Source organism: Dehalobacter sp. TBBPA1, assembly GCF_040931655.1.
Classification (GTDB): Bacteria; Bacillota; Desulfitobacteriia; order Desulfitobacteriales; family Syntrophobotulaceae; genus Dehalobacter; species Dehalobacter restrictus.
The window spans coordinates 1,677,358-1,699,639 of the sequence record NZ_CP162385.1; the positions used below are offsets into that span (position 1 = coordinate 1,677,358).

Consider the following 22,282-nt stretch of genomic DNA (forward strand, 5'->3'; position numbering starts at 1 on the left):
AGATTTCTAAAAAATTTCAAATACCTATTTTCGGCCCCCTGTCAATAGCAAGCAGCCTGTCCGTCAGCGCTAGGAGTTCATCTCTTCGCGAGAGCTTCTCCAGCCACCTGGAAGGTATGTTCTCTATGCCATAGCAGGCTCCGGCCATCCCGCCGGTTACTGCGCCGATCGTATCCGCGTCTCCTCCGAGGTTTACGGCCATCACCAGCGCTTCTTCCAGCGAATTGGTCTGAAAGACACAGTTTAAAGCAGTTTCCAATGTATGGACAACGTAACCGCTTGTTTTCATTTGATCAGCACTTAAGTTCATTTGCAGGGCAAACGGAGCATCCGCCTGGGCCTTTTCCAGCACGATGCGGAGTTCTCCGCCTAAAAGCAATTCCCTGACAATTTTACAGTAAAAAACCACACATGCTCCAGCCAGTGGATCATAATGGGTCAGAGCCGATAATCTTGCCGCCAGATCCGTCATTTTCGCCAGGTTATTGTGATAGGCAATGACCACCGGGACCGTTCTCATCAGCGAACCATTGCCGCCGCTTCTCCCGCCGCTGAGTCGATGGGCATTCTCAGCGATTTGCAGCCATTCCTGTTCGTTATCCGCTTCTGTCCGGATTCCTTCCTGCAGAACCATCCGGCAGATATTTCCGATGCATTTGGGCTCTTGCCGGGACCATTCCCGAAAATGACGGGCGACGTGCTTTACCGGGTCTGCAGGGTCTTTAAGAATCCCGTTGGCCGCCGCAAGGGTCATTTCTGTATCATCGGTAATTTCTCCGGGTGCCAATTTCCAGAATCCCCCGCCGGTCATATCCCGGTGTCGGCCATAGGTATGAACAATTTCTTCGCGGTTCATAAATTCAAGGGTTGCCCCAAGCGCATCCCCAGCTGCCACCCCGAGCATTGCTCCCCTTGCTCTGGAAATGAGATCTTCCATTTTGTTTTCCCCTTATACATCATCGCGTAGTTTCTTGGTTTGAACCATTAATGGCTATACCGTTATCATACACTTTTATTCTAAAAACAACTATCAGATTTTAAGATGACTTCGCATCCAAATAATTTGCATTTGTACTTTTTACAAATTGATTTTGTTTTGCTTAAAATACTGAATAATCTGTTCCTTCTCGGCTTCTTCCGCATGGTTGGTTGTGAGGATTTCCCCACCCTTCATACCATTCCATTTGATATACAGCGTTTGTTCAAAGCTTTCATTGATGATCGGGTCTTCATATTTCAAAACAATTACGAAGAAATACGGAAGCACATCTTTTAATGTCTTTTGTTTGTTGATGCCTTCAAGACTAATCAGTAAGGTGGCCGAAGCATTTTTGGGAATATCATTGACGAGCGCATATTCGTCAATTGTGACCGGTTTTTCCTTTAAGCCGGCCTGAAAAACTATAGACTTGCTCCAAAGACTAACAGCCGGATGCTCGCCGACATTGGTAAAAACCATCTCAAATTCAGGTGATTCTCTCAATACCACTTCGGGAGAATCCTTGAACGTAAAGTACGGACGGTTGGCTTCTCTCTCCTCGTTCCAGGCAGATACGGTGATATAGACGGTGATCAATGCCGTCACAGCAAGTATGGCTGTCCCAACAGTGGCAATCATATTGGAATAACTGATTAGTTTGTTTTTTTTCTTTGACAATTTGCACACTCCCAGCTATCGTTAAACAAAATCATTATTTGCAAGTTCACAGAAATCTAAACGAAATGCAGAATGCAATTTTTTCATTTTAATATATTATTGTCTTTTCGTTGATATGTTTTATTTTACACAGGCCGGTACCATGTCAACCCTATATCTTTATAATTTTAGGATCAACTAGGTACTAGCTTCGCTCTGTTTAAGAATATATATAAAAAAAAATGGAAAAACTAGGTTTACAAAAGCCACTGTTAAAAAGTAAAATTATAAATGTATAGCTACCTTCAATGATCTTTGGACAATAATAGGTTGCTGGAAAGGGGAAGTTATGATGCGGATACTTTTTCTTCCGTTCCTTCAAATCCCTACGGGTCATCATACCGTAGCCGATGCAATGATTCGTTCCTTAGAAAACCGAATCAGTAATCTTAAATGCTCAAAGATAGATTTCTTCAGTTATGCCGACAAACGGCTGGAGAAAGCATTTCGGTTAACTTACCTGACCTGGATCGACCATTCTCCCCAAACCTTCGTCTGGATTTACCGAAACTTTGTGTACCCTACCAAATCAACCAAGCACTTTAACTGGTATGAATATAAATTTCTTGACAAAATGAATAGCCTACTGCAAGAGGAACAGCCTGATTTGATCGTATGTACCCAGGCTTTCCCTTCCTTCTTAATCGACAGGCTTAAAAATTCCGGTATCGCAACTGCGCCCGTAATCAATGTTTACACTGATTTCTTTGTTAATAAGCTTTGGGGAACAGAATACATAGACTACCATTTTGTCCCTGATCAAAATATTAAGGCGCAATTAACCTCCCAGAATAATATTGATCCGTCTAAAATATTTGTGACGGGTATTCCTGTTGATGAGTGCTTCCTGCCTCGGACAGCCTCCGAGTCAACGCTTCCTTACCATATTCTGATTTCCGGCGGAAGCGGCGGTCTCGGTGATATCGAGCATTTGCTTTACAGCCTGCCGGGTAAAAAAGAAAAATCCTACACTTTTTCCCTGCTATGCGGCAAAAACAAGAAATTGTATAAAGATATTCGCTCCCTGAAACTTCCTAACTTAAAGCCCCTATCCTATATTTCATCCAGGGAAACCCTCAACTCACTGTATGACGAGGCCGATGCCATTATTACCAAACCCGGTGGCGTAACCATCAGTGAGACCCTTCATAAAAAATTGCCGATTTTTGTCCATTCCGCACTTCCGGGACAGGAACAAATCAATAAGAATTATCTCAGCGAGAAAAAGTTAATCTATGATTTAGATTTGAATTATCCGGTCGCCAAACAGTTAGACGCCTTTTTTAAAGATCAAAACGAACAAATACTTTGGCAAAACCGCGTTGACAGCTACTTATCGAAAATAGAGTGCCATGCCTGGGAAAAGATTTTGGAACTAGCCCTAGGTCAATCCGTAAAGCCCCCGATCTACAAAGAAACGGTCAATATTTCCCAAGTCCCGAGCTGATTTCGCGGACCTCAAGGATTCGGATAAAACTTAAAGTCAACTTAAGGAAGTGAATCTGCAGTGCCCACAACCTTGCTGTATACCTTCATCGTCGCAATTTCAGTCTTTGCGGTCTATACCCTTATTCCCGAATTGTTTGTGCATTTTTTCGGTATTGGTTCCTGGAAACGTCATTATTCTCCAGGTGTCACCTTAACATTTGATGACGGACCCGACCCCAGATACACTCCAAGATTCCTGACAGTTTTAGCTGAGCAAAACGTTCGGGCCTGTTTTTTTCTGGTTGCTGAAAAGGCTGAAAAACAGCCGGAACTTGTCAAGAGCATCCTAGACCACGGTCATACCGTCGGCAGTCACGGCTACCGTCACCGGCACGCTTGGCTGATGCCCCCGCTAAAGACCTGGGACTTGTGGAATAAAGCGATGGAGGAAATGCGCCGTCTGACCGGTCAGGAGCCCGTCTATGTCAGAGCTCCCTGGGGAGGGGTTAACCTTTCCTTTTTATTGTGGTGCCATTTCAAAGGCAAAAAGCTGATTAGTTGGAGTGCCGACGGCAGGGACTGGCGCATTGAAAGAACTCCGAATCACATTATGCAAAGAATAACCGGCCGAACCAAAGAAGGAACGATTGTCCTGCTTCATGACAGCGGCGGCGATGAGGGCGCTCCTGAAAATACCTTAGCTGCCCTGAAACCACTGATCATGAAAATACAAAAAGAACTCAAGCTTCCGCTCGTTCCGCTTCAGCTTCCCGGCTGGTCACTGCCGAAAAGGATTGGTTTCCGCGTTTGGGAGAAATGGGAGCATTTTTACGGGCAGCGTAAACAAATTACCAGAATTGATGAACGCAATATTTTTCGCCTGGGTCTTACCCGCTACCATGGCCCTGAACTGTTTAATGAAAACGGTGAATTAATCGCCTCAGCAGGTGATATGATCGGGGAAATACACTTAGACAATACCCGCTTCCAGAGCTTTGGTGCCAATATCCAAAAAATCGGCTATAATGCTTTAAAACAAGCCCGGCTCTCCCTGCCTGCTCTGGCAAGCTATATCTCTTTGAATCCGGGTTATAAAGATATCAAGGTTTTCCTGGGTGTTACACTCATCAACCGTGGTGTCAAAGGCCTTGGGTTTAACGTTACTGAATATACGAATGGTAATGCCGGATTCATTGGTTTTATGCAAAAAATTGTTTACCGAGTCTATAACCCGTCCGCGAAAAAAGATACAGAAAAACTTGGAACGAAGCCCAAAGTCGTCTGGATCAGTAAAGACGCTCTGCTTGAGAAATACCTGACAAAAAAGTCATCCACGCAAGGATGACTTTTTTCATTGAACAATTCTGTTCACTTCACTCTCCAGTTATTTAATCGTCAGTAGCTCCGCCATCTCCAAATACCGGTATTACATCCCCTAAATAGGTCGGCTTGGGCTTAATCATTTTAGCCCATAGGAAGTCTTTATTTCGGGCTAAAAGTTCCCTGAGCTGATAGTAGGCCATTGCCTGTCCGTAATCATGCCGGTCTGAGGCAACGCCATAAGCTTCAAGCCCTAAAGACCTGGCGACAAAGACTGCCCGTTTTAAATGATATTCCTGAGTCACGATGATGACTCTTTTGACAAGGAATATATCTCTCGCTCGATATAAACTTTCATATGTGCTAAAGCCCGCGTGATCCATAAAAATATTCTGACCCGGGACCCCTTTCTCCTTCAGGAAACGCTTCATGGCATTGACTTCATCATAATCTGTCCGTCCATGATCACCGCTCACAAGAATTTTGGGGGCCTTGCCTTCCTGGTAAAGCTCATAACCGACGGTCAAGCGGTCGGCAAGCATGGATGAAGCGGTTCCATCCGGGAATACATAGGCACCTAACACCAGGATCGCGTCAGCCTCAGGTACATGATCCATATCGCCGATGTATTTCGTACCAATCCGCTCCACATAGTTATTAATCAGCAGCATAGAACCAAAGAGAATCACTGTAATCGCCAGCAGGCAACCAATCAGATACTTTATCCGAATTCGCAAACGTTTCTTCATTTCATATCCCTACCTAAGCTTTTATATTTACCTAGCGTTTCTATGTTTAAGTAAGCTTTACTGCCTTAAGCTTATACTTCTTGCTATCTCCTGTAGCTAATTATATAATAAATTTAGTTTTTGGGGGTGAGAAAATGCAATTTGACGCCGGCATACTGCTTATTCTAATCATTAACCTGACTTTGATCTTAGCCGTTTCCTGGGCCAGTATCAAACTTGTGCATTCTTCTTCCATCTGTATCAGATTTGCTGATACTTATCTTTCGAGTTGTCCAATCAGCTCCTCATCTCCCCAAAATATTAAGGTAAAAAAGCATTTGATATTTAGAAGAAAGATCAAAACTGACCAGGATGATGACTCACCTTATTCAAACCTCCTTGTTTTATAAGAATTAAAACTTTGGAGGATGTTTCAATGAATATGATTAGCACCGTCCTTTCCCAGTTATTAGCATTCCTTGTCAGTACTACGGGCGATTGGTTCATTGCGGTTGCTCTGATTACATTAGGGATAAAACTCTTGTTATTTCCTTTGTCAATAAAACAGCAAAAAGTACAATTATTAACCGCAAATCTGACCAAAGCCAGAACAATTTTATCTGGAAAATTTCACAATCAAATTAAAAAAGTTAATTCTGAATCAATGAAAATAGCATCTAAATATAAAATCAATCCACTGTTTACGTTTGCAACACTTATTATCCAGGCCCCGGTTTTTTTCTCCTTGTACGTTGCTATTACGCATCTGAGTATACCAGTTGGCAGTATTCTTATTCCGTGGGTATCTGATCTCCATATGGCAGATCATCTTCATATTTTGCCGGTTATTGCCGGTCTGCTTCAGACGCTGAGTGTATTTACAGCAGAAAACAAAAATTTACTGATGTTCATATTCCCGGTTGCTATTGGCGTCGTTTTTCTGTGGAAAGCACCTGTTGCCCTGAGCGCTTACTGGATTGCCAACTCGGTCCTTCGGTTTGTAGAAGTCCAGATCTTTCATCTAGGCCCTATCCAGCGAAAATATTTGAATATCCCTTCTCCGGAAGAGATGGTACAAAGACTTTAAGCAAAGGGGACGTAACGAAACTTAGTTTCGCGGCGTCCCTTTATCTATCTAACCCAATTTTATTAGAACTTTTTATCCAGTTACTACATCTTAAATTCTCTATATTTCTTCTGATTACTTCAAATATTGTAGTCTTGCACAATATGCGAAAACGTACGAGCAAAGTATTTGTGCAAGTCTGCACATTAAGCACGGACACGGTTAATAAACCTTTTCATTTTATCCGGGTCTTTTCGTCCTTCCGTCTCGACACTGCTGCTGACGTCCAGGCAATAGGGATGTAATAAGGTTATTGCGGACGCAACATTCTCTTCATTCAAACCTCCGGCCAAAATCATTGGAATATCCCCAACTTTGTTTTTTTCAATTTGGCCGCTCTGATTTCTTTGCAGAAGATTCCAGTCAAAACTTTCTCCGGTACCGCCATAAGCCTCAGGATCATATTTATCATAAACAAAACCGTCAACCAGGCCCTGAAATGCACTGGCATCGAACACTATCGGATTCGCTGCCGGACCTACCCTGACAACTTTCCAGATCATTACTTGACGATGATCCTGGTATTTTTCCAGGATTTTATTCTTTAATTGACGCATATATTCCAAAGGCTCATCACCGTGAATCTGAAGTATTTGCAGACCTGCTTCCACGAGGCGCAGTAAGAGATCCGGGTCCTGATTGACGAAAACCCCAACTGGGATGATCTTTTTGTCCAAGGAAGCAATCAATATTTTCAGTTCGCTGAGCGAGACCTGTCTTTTGCTCGGAGCTAGCACAAAGCCGGCAAAATCCGGTTTCAGCTCATTGATGATCCTGACATCCTCCAGGGTACGAATCCCACAAATCTTAACTTTTGGCGTCTGCCCAGCATAGATGCCTTTTACGTTCTCTTCCATCCTTGCCATATCAACTCCTAAATCACGCGTTATCTGTATTCGATTGTCAGTATGTCCCTATACCTTGTCAATCCTAAAATATCAATATCTCCTGGCCTGATACAACGATGCCATGGAAGGATGGAACTGCCAGACAACGTCGTATTAAACGAAATCTGCCGCTAGGATATATTTGATTTAGGGTCTGGATGGTACCTGAAGGAGCTCAGCAAATTTTCGTTCAAGACTGTCTACCTTCATGAAAGCCTCTCCGACCAAAACAGCATCAAATCCCCACGCTTGCACCGTCAGGATATCCTCGCCCGTATGAATCCCGCTTTCTGAGACCTTGATCAGATGATCCGGGATCATCGCGCCGATTCTGCGGCTGTGGTTCAAATCCACCTCAAACGTTTCAAGGTTCCGGTTATTGATTCCGATGATGCCGGCTCCTGCTGCCATGGCCCTTTCAGCTTCTGCTTCGTCATGCACTTCCACAAGACAATCCAGACCGATCTGTTCAGCTATCCCCAGGAATTCTTTCAACTGCTTATCATCCAATATTTTTACGATGAGCAGAATAGCATCCGCCCCCAAAATCTTTGCTTCGTAAATCTGGTAGGGGTCAATCATAAAATCCTTTCGCAGCAGCGGAATCTTGACGGATTCTCTAATCTCCCTCAGATAATCCGGACTCCCGAGAAAGTAATCCTGCTCTGTTAAGACGGAGATTGCCGCAGCCCCCAGCTGTTCATACATGCTGGCTATTTGCAGATAATCGAAGTTCTGAGCTAGAATTCCTTTGGATGGAGAAGCCTTCTTGACTTCCGCAATTATGGAAATCCCTGCTTTGTCTTTGTTCCGGCGTCCCGCAGTCAGGGCTGAGGCAAACACGCCTGCAGGCCGCTCCACGTTAACATCTTGCTTAAGATTATCACGATCATCATTGATTTTTAGTTTTTTTGTTAGCTTTTCTATGAGCTCTTCACCGGAAATTTTTTTCTTCTGATCGGAAAGCCGCTTTATTTTGGCCTCTACAATTTTATCGAGGATCATTTTTATCCCCCTTCTTCAAACTCTCCACGGGTACAAGCCCCTTTATGGCACTAAACTGAGACCTGTACTTAAACTCAGACTTAAAGCCTTTTTCTACCGAATGCTAATGCTGTCTAGTCACAGCGATAAACTCGTTAAGGACCGGCAGCGCTTTCTTTTCCCGGACTGTTGCCCTGGCCATCTCGATCCCCTCCTGCAAGCTTCCGGCTTTACCTCCGACATAAATTGCCGCTCCGGCATTTAGGATGACGGTGTCTGCTTTGGGGCCCTGACCTCCTGCAAGAATATCCAGGGTGATCCGCGCGTTTTCCTGTGGCGTTCCGCCTACGAGATCCTGCGGCGTACAAAGGGAGAAACCATAATCTTCCGGATGAATGACAAACTCGGTTACCTCTCCATCCTTGAGTTCCGCTGCGTAAGTCGGCCCTGTCAGGGTGATTTCGTCGAGACCGTCACTACCATGGACAATAAGTGCGTGGTCAGCCTGATGTCTGTTCAGTACTTCCGCAGCCACGGGCACAAGGTTCCTATCGTAAACGCCGATCAGCTGCCTTGGGGCCGCGGCCGGATTGGCTAATGGGCCGAGGACATTAAAGATGGTTTTGAAGCCAAGCGCTTTGCGCACCGGCATTGCATATTTCATTGAAGCATGGAAATTCGGAGCGAACATAAAACCAAGCCCAACCTGGTCGATACACTCCCCAATTGCTTCCGGTGTCAGCGCAATCTCGATCCCTAACGCTTCGAGGACATCGGCAGCCCCGCTCTTGCTGGTAATGCTCCGGTTGCCATGCTTGGCAATTTTTACACCACAGCTGACGGCAACGAACATTGCCGTTGTGGAAATATTGAACGTATGAGCACCATCCCCGCCTGTTCCGCAGGTGTCCACTAAATTTTCGGATGCGCACGCCACTTTAAGGGCTTTTTCCCGCATCACCTTACTTGCACCATAAATCTCTTCAACGGTCTCTCCTTTCAGGCGAAGCGCCGTTAAAAAAGCTGCTATGGAGATTTCACTGGCTTCGCCGCTCATAATCTCCGTCATGGAATCATAGGCCAGCTGAGCACTGAGATCCTCTCTATTGGAAAGTTTTTTTAAAGCTATCTCCATTCCCATCATTCATTCCTCCTTATTCACACGCGCCATACCGCGCAAGAACCGATCCAGACCGGACAGCCCTTCAGTCTCCAGAACCTGCTGGATCTTACTGCCGATGATTGCAATATCAGCTGTTCCAATTAAACGGGCGACATCTTCCGGGCCTTGAATCCCAAAACCTACGGCGATTGTTTTGCCGGTTTCTTTCTTTGCTTTTTGGATTCCGTCCAGAATATCAGAGCCAAAATTTGTTTTACTGCCTGTTACTCCTTTGCGGGGAACGTAATAGATGAATCCGCTTCCGATATCGGCAATTTCCTGCAATCGTTTCGAATCGGAATAAGGTGTCGCTATACTTACTGCAGCCAATCCCTGTTGGCGGGAATAATCGTAGTAGGCTCTGGCCTCATCGAGCGGAGCATCCGGCACGATGGTTCCCTGGACGCCAATCTCTTTGCACCGGTCAATAAATGCTTCGACGCCGTATTGGTACAGAATATTGTAGTAGGTCATGACCAAAAACGAGATCGGGTATTTGCTGGCCATTCTCTCAATAAACTTCAGGCAGTCGCTGACTTTGATCCCCTTCTCTAATACGGCCTGGTTGGACTTGGTGAATACCGGTCCGTCGGCAATCGGATCAGAAAAAGGTATTTGCAGTTCAATCAGATCGACCCCGTTGTTATAAAAGCATTCAATCACTTTTTCATTGGCGGCAAAATCAGGATAGCCAATAATTTGGTGGGTCATCAGCAGTATTTTCTTCTCTTTTCTCATAGCTTCGATTTGTTTTTCAATCCGCATATGCCTTACCTCTTTCCGTGACAAATGTTTTCCAGCCCTGATCCTGCAATGCTTCCCCAATATTGAAGATATCTTTGTCGCCCCGCCCGGACATATTAACAACGATGACATCTTCCGGTTTGGTGTCAGCAATTTCTCTGAAAAGTCCGGCGAAAGCATGTGTGGATTCAAGTGCCGGTATCAGCCCTTCCTTGCTGATGATCAGTTTAAAGGCCTCAATGACTTCGGCATCTGTGGCGGCTAAAACCCGGACCCTCTTGGTTTCCGCCAGATGAGCCAGGATTGGTGATACGCCGACATAATCAAGTCCGGCGGAAATGCTCCAGGTATCCAGCATCTGTCCGTCATCATCCTGGAGAAACAACGTCTTGTAGCCCTGAGAGACGCCGGTTTTGGCTTTGGTATAAGCGATCCGCGAAGCATGCTTTCCGGAAGCTTCGCCTTTTCCGCCTGCTTCGACCGCAATGAGTTCTACACCGGGCTCCTGCAGAAATTCCACAAAAGCGCCCATCGCATTGGAACCACCGCCCAGACAGGCATAGATCCGGTCCGGATTCTTGCCGCAAATCTCATTAATTTGTTTTTTCATCTCTTTACTGATTACGGACTGAAAGAAAGTGACCATCTCCGGGAATGGCCTTGGTCCGCACGCCGTGCCAAGTGCATAATGCGTGTTGTCAAAATTTCCTGCCCAGTCGCGAAGTGCTTCGTTAATGGCATCCTTAAGCGTTGCCGTCCCGGTTGTCACAGGAATAACTTCAGCTCCGAGCTGTTTCATCCAGAAGACATTGGCATATTGCCGTTCAGCGTCTTCAGCTCCCATATAGATCGTCGCCTGAAATCCCATTTTTGCTGCCATGATCGCCGTTGCCACACCGTGCTGGCCTGCGCCGGTCTCGGCAATGACTCTGGTCTTGCCCAATTTTTTCATGAGCAGGCCTTGGCCGAGCACATTATTGATTTTATGGGCACCGGAATGATTCAAATCTTCCCGTTTTATATAGATTTTGGCTTTGCCAAAATACGCACTAAGCCCTTCAGCATACGTCAGCGGCGTCGGCCTGCCTGAAAAATCCATCAGGAGATTATAGTATTGCTTATAAAAGTCCTCGTCTCGTAATATTTCCTGAAAAGCCTGATTCAGTTCGTCGACAGCCGGTATCAGGATTTCCGGGACAAATCTCCCGCCATAGGCGCCAAAATAACCATTTTGTCCTAGATAATTAATCATTTTGTTCTTCATACCTGCACCTCACTTTGAAAATGATCATAGATTCGGATCAGATCTTCGCCAGCCCCCTGGATACTATAGACAGGATGCTGATTAAAAATCCCCGTCAAGAGCTGCTTCGGACAGTAACCCCAGGAACGTTCGTTAGCATCATGGGTGTAGTAATCATTAATCAGCGCCAGTACAGGCTTTAAATCATAATTGTCCTTACCGACATAGGGTAAAAGACATTCCAGCGGACAGTTGCCGGCGCCCCTGCCCATCCCGTTGACACTCGCATCAAGGAAGTCAGCACCGCTTTCAACCGCCGTAATGGTGTTGGAGAAGGCCAGCTGCATATTGTTATGCACGTGAATTCCCACATTCATACCGTTTAATTCTTCCTTGTACAGCGATACCAGCTTTTTGACATCATCCGGATAAAGCGCCCCGTAACTGTCTACCACATAGACTGCCGCTGCAGGGATTTGCGTTTTGATTTTTCTTAAGCCGCAAACGATTTCCGGGATTCTTTCTCTGGAAATTGCCATGATATTCAGCGTTGTTTCATAGCCTTTATTTTGCAGAAAGCGGACATCTTCGACGGCCTCTTCAATCTGGTTTAAATAGCAGGCAACCCGGCCCATGGTGAACGGTGAAACTGAGGCATTTTCAACCAATCGCCGGTCAAATCTGCCGACATCCACCATAAAAGCCAGTTTGGGAAGCCCCGAAATTCCTTTGATGATGTCACGTATCTCGCTGTCATCACAGAATTTAAGTTTGCCGTAGGCCGTCCGTTCATAATACGTGGGATCTGCTTTATACCCAAGTTCAAGATAATCGACCTTCGCTTCGGAGATCTTTTGAATATGGTCTTTGATATATTTTTCCGGGAACCGGAAGTTGTTGGTCAGTCCTCCGTCTCTGAGCGTACAGTCCAGAATGGTCAGATTACGCACCGTAGGCACCTCCTCGTATAGACAAAATATTGGTGATGATCCGGAATCCTTGATCCTCATCCATCGACATGATGGATTCAGGGTGGAACTGGACTGCTAGAATGTTTTTATCTTTGCTTTCTACTGCCATAACCACACCATCTTCAGTCCAGGCCGTAATCTCAAGTTCCGGCGGTACTTTTTCAGCAAACAGCGAATGGTATCTGCCTACTCTTAGATTGGCCAATTTTTTAAAGATTACTGATTCCGGGGATATTTTTAACGCCGATTGTTTGCCATGTACCGGTATATCCAATACGCCGAGCTTTCCGTTAAAATATTCGACAATCCCCTGCAGCCCCAGACAGACCCCAAAGAGAGGAATTCCTTTGTCCAGACAGAGCCCGATTGTTTCCCGGAGTTTAAAATCAGACGGTTTGCCCGGGCCCGGGGACAGCACGACCAAATCATACCGTTCTTTCTTTAAGGCTTCTCTGGCCAGATGGTGCCGCATCGTGACCACCTGACAGCCGGCTTTACGGAAATAACTGGCCAGTGTATGCACGAAGGAGTCTTCATGATCAACCAGCAGCACTTGAAAAGGATCAGCGGCATTCTCTTGCCGTGGTGAACAAGCTGTGAGCAGATCATTTCTATTTTCAGTCATACCGGCTTTCGCATCACCCAATACTTTGAGAAGGGCTTCAGCCTTGACAATCGTTTCTTTTTCTTCCTCTTCGGGAATGGAATCATACAGCAGCGTTGCTCCGACTCTGACCCCAGCGATCCCGTCTTTTAAGCGGATGGTTCTGAGTGTGAGTCCTGTATTCATCCGGCCGTCAAAACTAAGGATTCCGACTGCCCCGCCGTACCACATCCGGTTGGACTCCTCATGGTCTTCAATCCATTGGACGGCGGCTTTTTTGGGAGCCCCGGTCACTGTTACCGCCCACATATGGGTCATAAAAGCATCCAAGGCGTCATACCCATCGGCCAGAATCCCCTCAACATGGTCCACGGTATGAATAAGGTGAGAATACATTTCGATCTGGCGCCGTCCCAGTACCTTAACCGTACCTGGTATACAGATCCTGGATTTGTCGTTGCGGTCGACGTCCGTGCACATCGTAAGTTCGCACTCATCCTTATGGGAGTTCAGCAGCTCACGGATTCTCTCGGCATCTTCAAGCGCGTCCCGGCCTCTTGGAATTGTACCGGATATCGGACAAGTCTCGATTCTTCTGCCTTCGACCCTGACAAACATTTCCGGCGAGGAACCAATCAGGTGCTCATTGCCAAGATGAATCAGGAACCCATAAGGACTCGGATTAATCTTTGTCAAGTTTTCAAATATTTCCGAAGGCCTGATCTCACAGCTCCGGTAAAAGGTATGAGACGGAACGACCTCGAAAAAGTCACCGCGTTTAAAGTACGCTTTAGCAATCCGGACTTTTTCCGCATATCGTCCTTCGGTATCGTTTAATATTTCCTGCGCCGGAATAGTCCGGCCGTCATTTTTTATTCTCCCGGCAGCTGACAGCATCGTTTTGGCCTGACCCAGACTGGAAAGACCGCCGAATTCAAAATCATACCGAATACGGAAGCAGTCATCCTTCTGATGGTCAATGACAAAGATTTCATCGGGGATAAACAAGATCATATCGGCCTGCACTTCATCCCGCGGCCTTTTCAGATGGATGCTTTCAAACTGAAAGATCAGATCATAGCCGAAGCTTCCATATAGACCGAGAAAAGCGTCCAGATCAGAGTAAAACGCTTCCAGCAGGCTGCGGACCACAGAAAAAACGGATTTTTGCCTGCTTCTTTGCTCTTCCGGAAAAATTTCCTGACATGGAGCAACCCTGCCCGTTATTTTGTACTGCCCGCGGATCAGTGTTTCCAAATATGTTTCCCGCTTCAGAACGTCATAGATAAATTCCAGCAGGATCAGCCCTTTTTGATCCAACGCCGTTATTTGAATATTTCGGCCAAATGTCCGGATCTCGATCGGAGGATTGATAAATCCGATGTCCCAGCGGGTATACCTGCCCGGATATTCAAAGCTGCTGCAAAAGTAAGCGCCCTGAACGTCATTCAGCTCCATGATGATTTTCTCACGATAGGACTTATCAATTTCTTCCGTTACGGAATGAATCAGAAGTCCGCCGCTGGTGTAATAAGATTTTATTGAAGTATTCATATCGATTAACCTCCCTCGAGCTTGCTATAGAACGCCGCTCATCCGTAAACGTCAAAAAGCCCCTTATCCCTAGAAAGGGACAAGAGGCTATATCTCCTGCGGTACCACCCAAATTGGTATATTACTATACCCGCTTAAACATGTACGATCATACACGTCCTGATGATAACGGGTAGGATTCCCGACGACGCCTACTATCGATGATTTCGGGTCGTACTCATGAGGCCATTCGTCATAAACTTCCCTGCCGCAATCACACCAACCTGCGACTCTCTGTAAATTTCCGTTCATGGTTACTATTCTCAATCTTCGCTTTAAAGCTATGCAGTTATTGTAAATCATTATATACAAATGCTTTTTATTTGGCAAGTGAATTCACGAAATTATTTTGAAACATTCGGTTATACCGGTCATATATATAGTATTAGGTGATACCAGTTATCATTATTTTATTATTTAAGGAGTGAACAGCTTTGTGCGGAATTACAGGCTGGCTGGATTGGACGCAGGATATGTCCGAATCCGGCCCTGTCATTGACAGAATGGTCGACACCCTTACTCCCCGCGGTCCTGATACTCGGGGAAAATGGCTTTATCCCGAAATTGCTTTGGGCCACAGCAGGCTGGCGGTTGTAGATATTGAAGGAGGAAAACAACCCATGACCCGCTGGCGCGGCGGCTGGGCCTATACGATTACTTATAACGGAGAATTGTATAACACCGAAGAAATCCGCCAGGCTCTCTCAGCGAAAGGGTATTCCTTCCAAGGGCATTCTGATACGGAAGTCCTGCTTCTGTCTTATCTGGAATGGGGCGTGGATTGCGTTCAGAAACTCAATGGCATTTTCGCGTTTGGGATCTGGGACTGCCGGGAAAAATCTCTCTTTCTGGCCCGGGACAGAATGGGCGTTAAACCGCTGTTTTATTATCATAAATACCCGTCGTTCATTTTTGCTTCAGAACTTAAAGCGCTACTTGCCCATCCGGATATCCCTGCGGTCATTGACCGTGAAGGCCTCGCCGAACTTTTTATGATTGCCCCGGCCAGGACTCCGGGTTTTGGTGTTATTAAAGACATTTGTGAACTGAAACCCGGATACGCGATGCTGGTTAAGTATGAGGGAATAAGACAGTGGCCCTACTGGCAGCTTGAAAACAAACCTCATACAGATGATATCCGAACAACGGTTGATCATGTTCGCGAACTGGTCATCGATGCCATTTCCCGTCAGCTTGTCTCCGATGTTCCCCTAGGGACTTTATTGTCCGGAGGTCTGGATTCCAGTATCATAACGGCTATCGCTGCCAAGAAGTATCAGGCTGAAGGGAAAATCCTCCCCACGTTCTCTATTGACTACATCGCTAACGACAAATATTTTCAAGCAAATGACTACCAGCCCGATCCGGATGCTCCATGGGTGCGTAAAATGGCCAATTGCTTCAACACCAACCACCATAATCTGTTTCTGGATACTGCAGAACTGGTCGAAGCTCTGACAGACGCTGCCGCAGCCAGAGACCTGCCGGGTATGGCCGATGTTGATTCTTCCCTGCTGCTGTTCAGCCGGAGAATCAAAGAGTCGGTAACGGTCGGACTTTCCGGGGAATGCGCAGATGAAGTTTTTGGCGGATATCCGTGGTTTCACCGGGATGATCTTAAAAATGCAGATACCTTTCCGTGGTCAACGGACCTTCAAACTCGCCTCCGGATCCTATCACCGGAAATTCTCCAGATCATCGCACCTTTAGATTATGTAAGAGAGCGCTACCGGGAAGCCGTTTCAGAAGTTCCCGTTTCGGGGACCGGGGGCGCCAAAGTAGACAAAGATAAACGAATCAGTTACCTGACTTTGACCAGATTCATGCCCACCCTGCTTGACCGCAAAGACAGAATGACGATGGCTTCCGGTCTGGAAGTCCGCGTGCCTTTCTGTGACCACCGGATTGTTGAATATGTCTGGAATATTCCGTGGGAAATGAAGTACTGGCAAAATCGCGAAAAAGGGCTTTTGCGAACCGCCCTGGAAGGCATACTTCCTGAAGATGTTCTCTGGCGGCGCAAAAGCCCTTACCCCAAAACCCACCATCCGCAATTCCTGGAGATGGTCACCGGCAGACTTCGTACTGTTCTGGAAGACTCTGCCTCACCGCTGTATGATTTAGTGAATAAAAAACAACTTCTGGACTTAATGGCCAATCCGTCGTCCGATGCCAATCGACCGTGGTTCGGTCAGCTGATGGACACACCCAGACTTTTTGCCTTTCTGCTGCAGCTGGATTTCTGGTTCAAAAAATATAAGATCAGTATCATCTGATCTACAGAGGAAATTATACAGACGGTTACATTGAAGAGGCCAATAATGCCTAAAAGTAGCGCTTTTACTATTCAGAATTCGCCAAGATTCGGATCCCGTATTCTGCATACGATCGCTTAATATACGCAAAATTTAACGTCATGTAGTCTATCCGCGGCCAAGCGGAGCACGATGCGAAGCGCGGCTTTTTGCGCCAAGGAGGGCGCAATAGCCGAAGAGCGGTTAGGGTACATGGCGTAAACCCCAAATAAATAATATAACAAAGAGAAACTGCCCCGCGGAGAACATTTTGCTTTATTCCTCTCCGGAGGCAGTTTGGCTTTTTCGGACAAATTCAATCACTTTTTCATCATCTTCTTCACCGATGACATTCGTAAGCAGAAAGTCAAGACCAGGCAGTGAGGTCTTGGGCCTTGCCTCACCGGTCTGCAGCAATTCTTCCACGCGTACGAGGTCGAAATCCACCTCGGGTCTGGGATTTCCCCTGCCCTGAGGAATACCGTTCATTAACGGCCGCATGGCTTTTTCATCCGCAGCAGCAATCGTGTTGTAGCCCAGCTCCTCCATGGCCACCTCATTCATCACCGGGCTTTGACCGGCGCTCTTATCAAGCCGCAGAACGTTATTTTGCCTTGCCCAATGATCCTGAGGATTTCTGGACTCATTGTTTTGGACAATCGCAGTTTTCAGGGCATTTTTGACAAAAGCAGACCGTTCCTCCGGAGGGATCTGCGAAAGAACCCTCCAGAGCTCAAAATCTTCATTTTCAGAAATATAGAGTACAAGATGACCTGTTGTTTTCATTATTCAACATTTACTTTCCTGGTAAGATTGTTGACCAGGTTTGCGGCCATAATCCGGAAACCTGCTGCATTCCCAAACTGAGGATCGTCAATCAGAATCTTATTTTCCAGATTCAGATATTCAAAGATCATCTCCCCAACTTTACCGGCAACAAGAATTGTATGAATCCTGCCGGCCATCGGTTTCAGCGTCTTCATAATTTCCCTGGAAATATCAGCGGCCAGTTGGGCCAGCATCTTCTTCATGACAGGATTAAGGTCAATTGCTCCGTTATTCCACGGATATAATCCTTTATTCACTCTGAAAATTTTATCAAGTTCCTTGTCATCCGTCTCGATCGGGTTGGTATGGTTCATGGTCATTTCTTTGAGTTTTTCAGCTACGCCGGCGTAGGCCCATTGCAGCCCCTTCTCAATGCTGAATGAATTCGGTGGATCAAGCATAATGCCATCGTAAAATGTGGCAATATCCGTCGTTCTGAAACCAGGATCTATAACAACGACATAACCGCCGAAAAGCTTCGGATTGGTCGGTTTGCCGTCTTCAGTCAGTGTTTCCTTGATGAATACGCCGTAACTTTGAGGCAGCACTCGCGAACGGAGAATGTTCATACTGCGCGTTTGTCCTTTGAATGTGCCGGACAGAAAAGTCACAGAAAAAGAACCCTTTAATTCTGCCTCATATTTGTCTTTCAGAGAGGCGTAGAATTTGACAGGAACCCCGGTTCCGAGATAGATGTTCGTCTTAGGATAAGGCTGGGCCAAAGCTAAGCCCACGATCAGCAAAGACATCGCTTCTTCGTCCATAGATTTATCTTCATCCCAACAATAATGAGCTTCTTTGGGATTCAGACTCTCGGCCAGGCTTCCCATAAAATAATGCCGTTCTACGCCGCTGGAATTATTTCTGACAATGACATCAAGAGAAGCGATTTGTTTATCGAGATCCGATCCTTTTTCAAGCTCAGTTCTGCCCAAGGTTGAGAAAATTCTCTCATTACCATTACAGATGAGTGCAGGAAATAATATCTTCGTATCGCCAATATCGAGCTTTATGGCGCCAAAACCAGGATCTGCACCAGCAACCAGTATGTCGTTTTCGAACACGTGCTTTCCTCCTTATTCTACAAAAAATATGAATTTCCAAATTAATTCTATCATTCTATTCATTGTATATCAAAACAAAGTTCTTGGGAAGATTTTAAACACTCCATTTTCTTGATTTTTTTGGTAATCATATGGCATTTTCCTCATAACTTTCAGGAAATTGAGAATAAATTGCCCGGATAGGGAAAAAATTAATAGAGATATTGGCCGAAAGGAGCACACGCCATTGCTGATCGGTATTGTTCGAACGATTATCCTCTATTTGATTATTGTCCTCGTCTTAAGAGTCATGGGTAAAAGACAAATTGGTCAGCTCCAGCCTTTTGAGCTTGTTATTATTCTGATGATTTCCGAACTTGCCGTTATCCCGAGTCAGGATTCCGGTATTCCGCTGGTGGCGGGCTTATTTCCGGTCCTGATCCTGCTTCTGCTCGGTCTAGCCATTTCGGAGATCGCTTTAAAGAGTGAAAAAGCCCGCGGTATCATCTGCGGTACACCGACCATTCTGATCAATAAGGGGCAAATCCTTGAAGGAGAACTCAGAAAACTCCGCTACAACCTCAGTGATCTGCTTGAACAGCTCCGGGCGAAAAATCTGCCGAACATCGCCGATGTAGAATATGCGATTTTAGAAACCAACGGTCAGCTTAGTGTTATCCCCAAAACAGGTAAACGTCCGGTGAATACGCAGGATTTGAAGCTGCAGGTAATAGCTGAAGGTCTGCCTTTAGCCTTGATCATGGACGGTAAGCTCCAGCAAAAGAATCTGGAGAAATCGGGTGTCAATATTCAATGGCTGAATAAGGAACTGACCAAAGCAAATGTTCCGGATATTAAGAAGGTGTTTTTTGCGAGCATCGACTCCCAGCGCAAGCTCTATATTCAGCAAAAAGCAGACCCAAACAAATAATTCCAAATAAATATTCTCTTTTGAAAAGGAGGAGACAGCATGCGTTCGACGCTCACCATTATCCTGGGTTTCGTGATTCTAATCGGATCGACCTTATGGGTGGCCGACAGGATCGATTCTACTTCCGGCGCTGTTCTGGATAATCTGGATCAGGTCGAGCTTCTGATCGCCTCTGATAAATGGGACGAAGCCTCCCTAACGATACAGCAAACCTATGATCATTGGACCAAACTGCACGATTGGTGGTCCATTTTTCTTAATCACAGTATCCTGAACAATATAGAAATTTCCTACAAACGCCTTTCCCAATACGTTAAGTACAAAGAAAAAAGCCATTCCATGGCTGAATTGAATACTCTGACGTTCCTGCTACAGGAGGTCCCGAAATCAGAAACATTGAAATTAAATAACATTTTATAAAAGTTAAACGATCAGGTTTTAAAAGTTAAGCGATCAGACTTGTTCAAAACTGCGGGGCTAACAAATATGAACTGGCGTAGCTTTTTCCGGAAGTATGTTCGAATTATCTCCATCAATGAATTATTTGCGCTTAGCGGACAGGTTGCCTACTACATCATCCTGTCCTTTTTCCCGTTTGTTATTTTCCTTCTGACCTTGGTCGGTTTTTTGGACATCAGCAATGTGGAGTTCTTCGACAGTTTTAAGTTCCTGCTGCCTGCCGAAACCATCCAAATGGTTGAGACCATTGTCATTGAGGTCTTCAGCGTCCGCAGCAGCCCTGCTTTGCTTGTCTTAAGCATGATTGGCGCTCTGTGGGCATCTTTGAATGGTATCAATGCCTTGATGAGAGGAGCCGGCAAAGCCTACGGTCTTCAGGAAACCTGGTCGTTTTTTCGTTTAAAACTTTCGGCTTTGCTTTTTTTTGTTATCGTTGCGCTGGCTATTGTTGGTTCATTCCTGGTATTAATCTTCGGTCAAAAACTGGCCAATATTTTTGTCTATCTTTTAGGGCCGGACAACATATTTCCGCTCATCTGGCAGAACCTTCGCCTGCTTATCCAGTTTATTTTTCTGATTATGATCTTCATCCTGCTGAATATCATCGCAACCCACAACAAATATCCGATCCGGAGTTACTTTGCTGGTTCATTATTTTCCGCAGGCGGATGGATTATTATTTCTCTGGCCTTTGCCTATTACGTGAATCATTTCAACAGCTATACCCTGGCCTACGGAAGCATTGCAGGCATCATCATTCTTCTGTTGTGGCTGTACTGGAGCTGTGTTATACTCCTGCTCGGCAGCGCACTGAATGCTGCGTTAATTGACAGGGCTAATTGAGCCCATCAAAATCCAGCGTCGCAAAATAATCCTCAATGGTTTCGGCTCTTCTGATCATCTCAACCCGGCCGTCAGTTTTCAGAAGAAGTTCTTTTGATCTGAGCTTGCCGTTATAATTGAATCCCATGGCATGTCCATGGGCACCCGTATCATGAATCACCACAAGATCCCCGATATCCATTTTGGGCAAAATCCTGTCTACCGCAAATTTATCGTTGTTCTCACAAAGCCCTCCGGTCACATCATACTGATGGTCCGGTATCAACTGTTCTTTCCCAACAACCGTGATATGATGATAAGCCCCGTAAATCCCCGGACGCATCAGATCAGCCATGCTGGCATCGAGTCCGATGTAGTTCTTGTAGATTTCTTTTTTATGAAGCACTCTGGCAACCACATAACCGTAAGGTCCTGTAATCATCCGTCCGCACTCCATGGCTACCTTCAACGGGTCCAGTCCTGCCGGAACAAGCAGTTGTTCGTAAACCTGTTTGATCCGTTTCCCGACATATTCCAGATTTACAGGATCCTGACCCAGCCGGTACGGAATTCCGATCCCACCGCCAAGGTTAATGATCTCAATCCGGATACCGAGCTTTTCTTTCAGTTCCACCGCCAATTCAAACATCATCCGGGCCGTCTCGACAAAAAACTCCGGATCAAGTTCATTGGAAATTACCATGGTATGAATACCGAATCTTTTGGCACCGAGACTTCTCACTTTGGCATACGCTTTAAAAAGCTGCTCTCTTGTCAGTCCGTATTTGGCATCTTCGGGTTTTCCGATAATCGTATTGCCCTCGCGCAGCGGACCGGGGTTATAGCGGAAAGAGATCATTTCAGGGATTCCGGCTTCTCTGTCCAGAAAATCGATATGGGTGATATCGTCCAGATTGATGATCGCTCCGAGGTCCCTGGCCTTGCAGAATTCGGCTGCCGGCGTATCATTGGAGGAGAATACGATGTTTTCCTCTTTCAACCCGGCCTTCTCGGCCAAAATAAGTTCTGGAAGAGAACTGCAGTCTGCGCCTGTTCCCTCTTCGGCCAGAATTTTTAAAATATACGGATTTGGTGTTGCTTTTACCGCAAAATATTCCTTAAATCCTGGATTCCAGGCAAAGGCAGCCTGAAGCCTGCGTACGTTCTCCCGGATTGCTTTTTCATCGTAAATATGAAAAGGCGTTCCATACTCCTGGGCAATTCTTTCAATTTCCTGACTGGAAAAAGGCAATGATTTATTCGACATGGTCGCATCCTCCTATTAAGGTAAATTGGCGGCAGCCTAAGCTGAAATTCGATGTATCAGAAAGCGCTTACCGTATTTTCAAATACACGAAAAAAGTTTACGGATACTACCCGTAAACCTGAAAAATCCTATTTTTCCGGCATATCAAACGC

General features: G+C 45.7%; 20 protein-coding genes and 1 other annotated feature. Of the genes, 7 read left to right on the forward strand and 13 right to left on the reverse strand.

What is annotated here, in order from left to right; genetic code table 11:
• Nucleotides 1-16 precede the first annotated feature (16 nt).
• A complete protein-coding gene (locus tag AB3489_RS08230) occupies nucleotides 17-937 on the reverse strand; it encodes an ADP-ribosylglycohydrolase family protein (RefSeq protein ID WP_368292523.1) in 921 nt (306 codons plus the stop codon).
• A gap of 141 nt (nucleotides 938-1,078) precedes the next feature.
• Nucleotides 1,079-1,657, reverse strand: a complete 579-nt coding sequence (locus AB3489_RS08235) for a hypothetical protein (RefSeq protein ID WP_019225519.1) — start codon at nucleotides 1,655-1,657, stop codon at nucleotides 1,079-1,081.
• A 331-nt stretch (nucleotides 1,658-1,988) separates the two neighbouring features.
• Between AB3489_RS08235 and AB3489_RS08240 the strand changes: the two genes are divergently transcribed.
• A complete protein-coding gene (locus AB3489_RS08240; protein ID WP_368292525.1) occupies nucleotides 1,989-3,143 on the forward strand; it encodes a glycosyltransferase in 1,155 nt (384 codons plus the stop codon).
• A gap of 60 nt (nucleotides 3,144-3,203) precedes the next feature.
• On the forward strand, nucleotides 3,204-4,469 hold the full coding sequence (locus tag AB3489_RS08245; RefSeq protein ID WP_019225521.1) for a polysaccharide deacetylase family protein: 1,266 nt from the start codon (nucleotides 3,204-3,206) through the stop codon (nucleotides 4,467-4,469).
• Between the two features lie 43 nt (nucleotides 4,470-4,512).
• On the opposite strand, the gene AB3489_RS08250 is transcribed toward AB3489_RS08245, so the two are convergent.
• The gene (locus AB3489_RS08250) at nucleotides 4,513-5,193 is read right to left on the reverse strand and encodes an ElyC/SanA/YdcF family protein (RefSeq protein ID WP_019225522.1); all 681 of its coding nucleotides are present in this window, start codon (nucleotides 5,191-5,193) and stop codon (nucleotides 4,513-4,515) included.
• A gap of 415 nt (nucleotides 5,194-5,608) precedes the next feature.
• On the opposite strand from AB3489_RS08250, the gene AB3489_RS08255 reads away from it, so the two are divergent.
• Nucleotides 5,609-6,259: a YidC/Oxa1 family membrane protein insertase gene (locus tag AB3489_RS08255; protein WP_019225524.1), complete on the forward strand. Its 651-nt coding sequence runs from the start codon at nucleotides 5,609-5,611 to the stop codon at nucleotides 6,257-6,259.
• A 185-nt stretch (nucleotides 6,260-6,444) separates the two neighbouring features.
• Here the strand turns inward: AB3489_RS08255 and AB3489_RS08260 are convergent, their stop codons facing one another.
• The 7 genes from AB3489_RS08260 to AB3489_RS08290 form a co-directional block, all read right to left on the reverse strand.
• Nucleotides 6,445-7,164, reverse strand: coding sequence for a phosphoribosylanthranilate isomerase (locus AB3489_RS08260; RefSeq protein ID WP_368292527.1), 720 nt, complete (start codon nucleotides 7,162-7,164; stop codon nucleotides 6,445-6,447).
• Between the two features lie 168 nt (nucleotides 7,165-7,332).
• A complete protein-coding gene (trpC, locus tag AB3489_RS08265; RefSeq protein WP_019225526.1) occupies nucleotides 7,333-8,190 on the reverse strand; it encodes an indole-3-glycerol phosphate synthase TrpC in 858 nt (285 codons plus the stop codon).
• A 103-nt stretch (nucleotides 8,191-8,293) separates the two neighbouring features.
• Entirely contained in the window at nucleotides 8,294-9,313 is a 1,020-nt protein-coding gene (trpD, locus tag AB3489_RS08270) for an anthranilate phosphoribosyltransferase (protein WP_368292529.1), read from the reverse strand.
• Nucleotides 9,314-10,096 carry a tryptophan synthase subunit alpha gene (trpA, locus tag AB3489_RS08275; protein ID WP_368292531.1) on the reverse strand — a complete coding sequence of 261 codons (783 nt, stop codon included), beginning with the start codon at nucleotides 10,094-10,096 and terminating at the stop codon, nucleotides 9,314-9,316. It lies immediately after the preceding gene.
• The gene (gene trpB / locus AB3489_RS08280; RefSeq protein ID WP_368292533.1) at nucleotides 10,086-11,339 is read right to left on the reverse strand and encodes a tryptophan synthase subunit beta; all 1,254 of its coding nucleotides are present in this window, start codon (nucleotides 11,337-11,339) and stop codon (nucleotides 10,086-10,088) included. The genes trpA and trpB overlap by 11 nt, the downstream gene beginning before the upstream one ends.
• The gene (locus tag AB3489_RS08285) at nucleotides 11,336-12,268 is read right to left on the reverse strand and encodes an aldolase catalytic domain-containing protein (protein ID WP_368292535.1); all 933 of its coding nucleotides are present in this window, start codon (nucleotides 12,266-12,268) and stop codon (nucleotides 11,336-11,338) included. Before AB3489_RS08285 ends, trpB begins: the two co-directional genes overlap by 4 nt.
• Nucleotides 12,261-14,447, reverse strand: a complete 2,187-nt coding sequence (locus AB3489_RS08290) for an anthranilate synthase component I (protein ID WP_368292537.1) — start codon at nucleotides 14,445-14,447, stop codon at nucleotides 12,261-12,263. Before AB3489_RS08290 ends, AB3489_RS08285 begins: the two co-directional genes overlap by 8 nt.
• Nucleotides 14,448-14,519: 72 nt before the next feature.
• Nucleotides 14,520-14,766, reverse strand: a binding site (T-box leader).
• Between the two features lie 154 nt (nucleotides 14,767-14,920).
• Here AB3489_RS08290 and asnB point away from each other — a divergent pair.
• A complete protein-coding gene (gene asnB / locus AB3489_RS08295; protein WP_368292539.1) occupies nucleotides 14,921-16,762 on the forward strand; it encodes an asparagine synthase (glutamine-hydrolyzing) in 1,842 nt (613 codons plus the stop codon).
• A gap of 294 nt (nucleotides 16,763-17,056) precedes the next feature.
• On the opposite strand, the gene AB3489_RS08300 is transcribed toward asnB, so the two are convergent.
• Together AB3489_RS08300 and AB3489_RS08305 are read right to left on the reverse strand one after the other, a co-directional pair.
• The gene (locus AB3489_RS08300) at nucleotides 17,057-17,566 is read right to left on the reverse strand and encodes a hypothetical protein (protein WP_019225533.1); all 510 of its coding nucleotides are present in this window, start codon (nucleotides 17,564-17,566) and stop codon (nucleotides 17,057-17,059) included.
• Nucleotides 17,566-18,672, reverse strand: coding sequence for a ParM/StbA family protein (locus AB3489_RS08305; protein ID WP_025205552.1), 1,107 nt, complete (start codon nucleotides 18,670-18,672; stop codon nucleotides 17,566-17,568). Before AB3489_RS08305 ends, AB3489_RS08300 begins: the two co-directional genes overlap by 1 nt.
• A 226-nt stretch (nucleotides 18,673-18,898) precedes the next feature.
• On the opposite strand from AB3489_RS08305, the gene AB3489_RS08310 reads away from it, so the two are divergent.
• From AB3489_RS08310 to AB3489_RS08320, 3 genes are all read left to right on the forward strand, one after another.
• A complete protein-coding gene (locus AB3489_RS08310; protein ID WP_019225535.1) occupies nucleotides 18,899-19,582 on the forward strand; it encodes a DUF421 domain-containing protein in 684 nt (227 codons plus the stop codon).
• A gap of 39 nt (nucleotides 19,583-19,621) precedes the next feature.
• Complete coding sequence (locus AB3489_RS08315) at nucleotides 19,622-20,002, forward strand: DUF4363 family protein (protein ID WP_019225536.1); 381 nt, start codon at nucleotides 19,622-19,624, stop codon at nucleotides 20,000-20,002.
• Nucleotides 20,003-20,068: 66 nt separating this feature from the next.
• A complete protein-coding gene (locus AB3489_RS08320) occupies nucleotides 20,069-20,884 on the forward strand; it encodes a YihY/virulence factor BrkB family protein (protein ID WP_068883342.1) in 816 nt (271 codons plus the stop codon).
• Here AB3489_RS08320 and AB3489_RS08325 read toward each other — a convergent pair.
• A complete protein-coding gene (locus AB3489_RS08325; protein ID WP_368292543.1) occupies nucleotides 20,877-22,130 on the reverse strand; it encodes a diaminopimelate decarboxylase in 1,254 nt (417 codons plus the stop codon). The two genes, AB3489_RS08320 and AB3489_RS08325, sit on opposite strands and share 8 nt — an antisense overlap.
• Between the last annotated feature and the right edge of the window lie 152 nt (nucleotides 22,131-22,282).

Coding starts and splice junctions, on each gene's coding strand:
- AB3489_RS08230 (WP_368292523.1), bottom strand. CDS start 937: ATGGAAGATCTCATTTCCAGAGCAAGGGGAGCAATGCTCGGGGTGGCA.
- AB3489_RS08240 (WP_368292525.1), top strand. CDS start 1,989: ATGCGGATACTTTTTCTTCCGTTCCTTCAAATCCCTACGGGTCATCAT.
- AB3489_RS08250 (WP_019225522.1), bottom strand. CDS start 5,193: ATGAAGAAACGTTTGCGAATTCGGATAAAGTATCTGATTGGTTGCCTG.
- AB3489_RS08255 (WP_019225524.1), top strand. CDS start 5,609: ATGAATATGATTAGCACCGTCCTTTCCCAGTTATTAGCATTCCTTGTC.
- AB3489_RS08260 (WP_368292527.1), bottom strand. CDS start 7,164: ATGGCAAGGATGGAAGAGAACGTAAAAGGCATCTATGCTGGGCAGACG.
- trpC (WP_019225526.1), bottom strand. CDS start 8,190: ATGATCCTCGATAAAATTGTAGAGGCCAAAATAAAGCGGCTTTCCGAT.
- trpD (WP_368292529.1), bottom strand. CDS start 9,313: ATGATGGGAATGGAGATAGCTTTAAAAAAACTTTCCAATAGAGAGGAT.
- trpA (WP_368292531.1), bottom strand. CDS start 10,096: ATGCGGATTGAAAAACAAATCGAAGCTATGAGAAAAGAGAAGAAAATA.
- trpB (WP_368292533.1), bottom strand. CDS start 11,339: ATGAAGAACAAAATGATTAATTATCTAGGACAAAATGGTTATTTTGGC.
- AB3489_RS08290 (WP_368292537.1), bottom strand. CDS start 14,447: ATGAATACTTCAATAAAATCTTATTACACCAGCGGCGGACTTCTGATT.
- AB3489_RS08300 (WP_019225533.1), bottom strand. CDS start 17,566: ATGAAAACAACAGGTCATCTTGTACTCTATATTTCTGAAAATGAAGAT.
- AB3489_RS08315 (WP_019225536.1), top strand. CDS start 19,622: ATGCGTTCGACGCTCACCATTATCCTGGGTTTCGTGATTCTAATCGGA.
- AB3489_RS08320 (WP_068883342.1), top strand. CDS start 20,069: ATGAACTGGCGTAGCTTTTTCCGGAAGTATGTTCGAATTATCTCCATC.
- AB3489_RS08325 (WP_368292543.1), bottom strand. CDS start 22,130: ATGTCGAATAAATCATTGCCTTTTTCCAGTCAGGAAATTGAAAGAATT.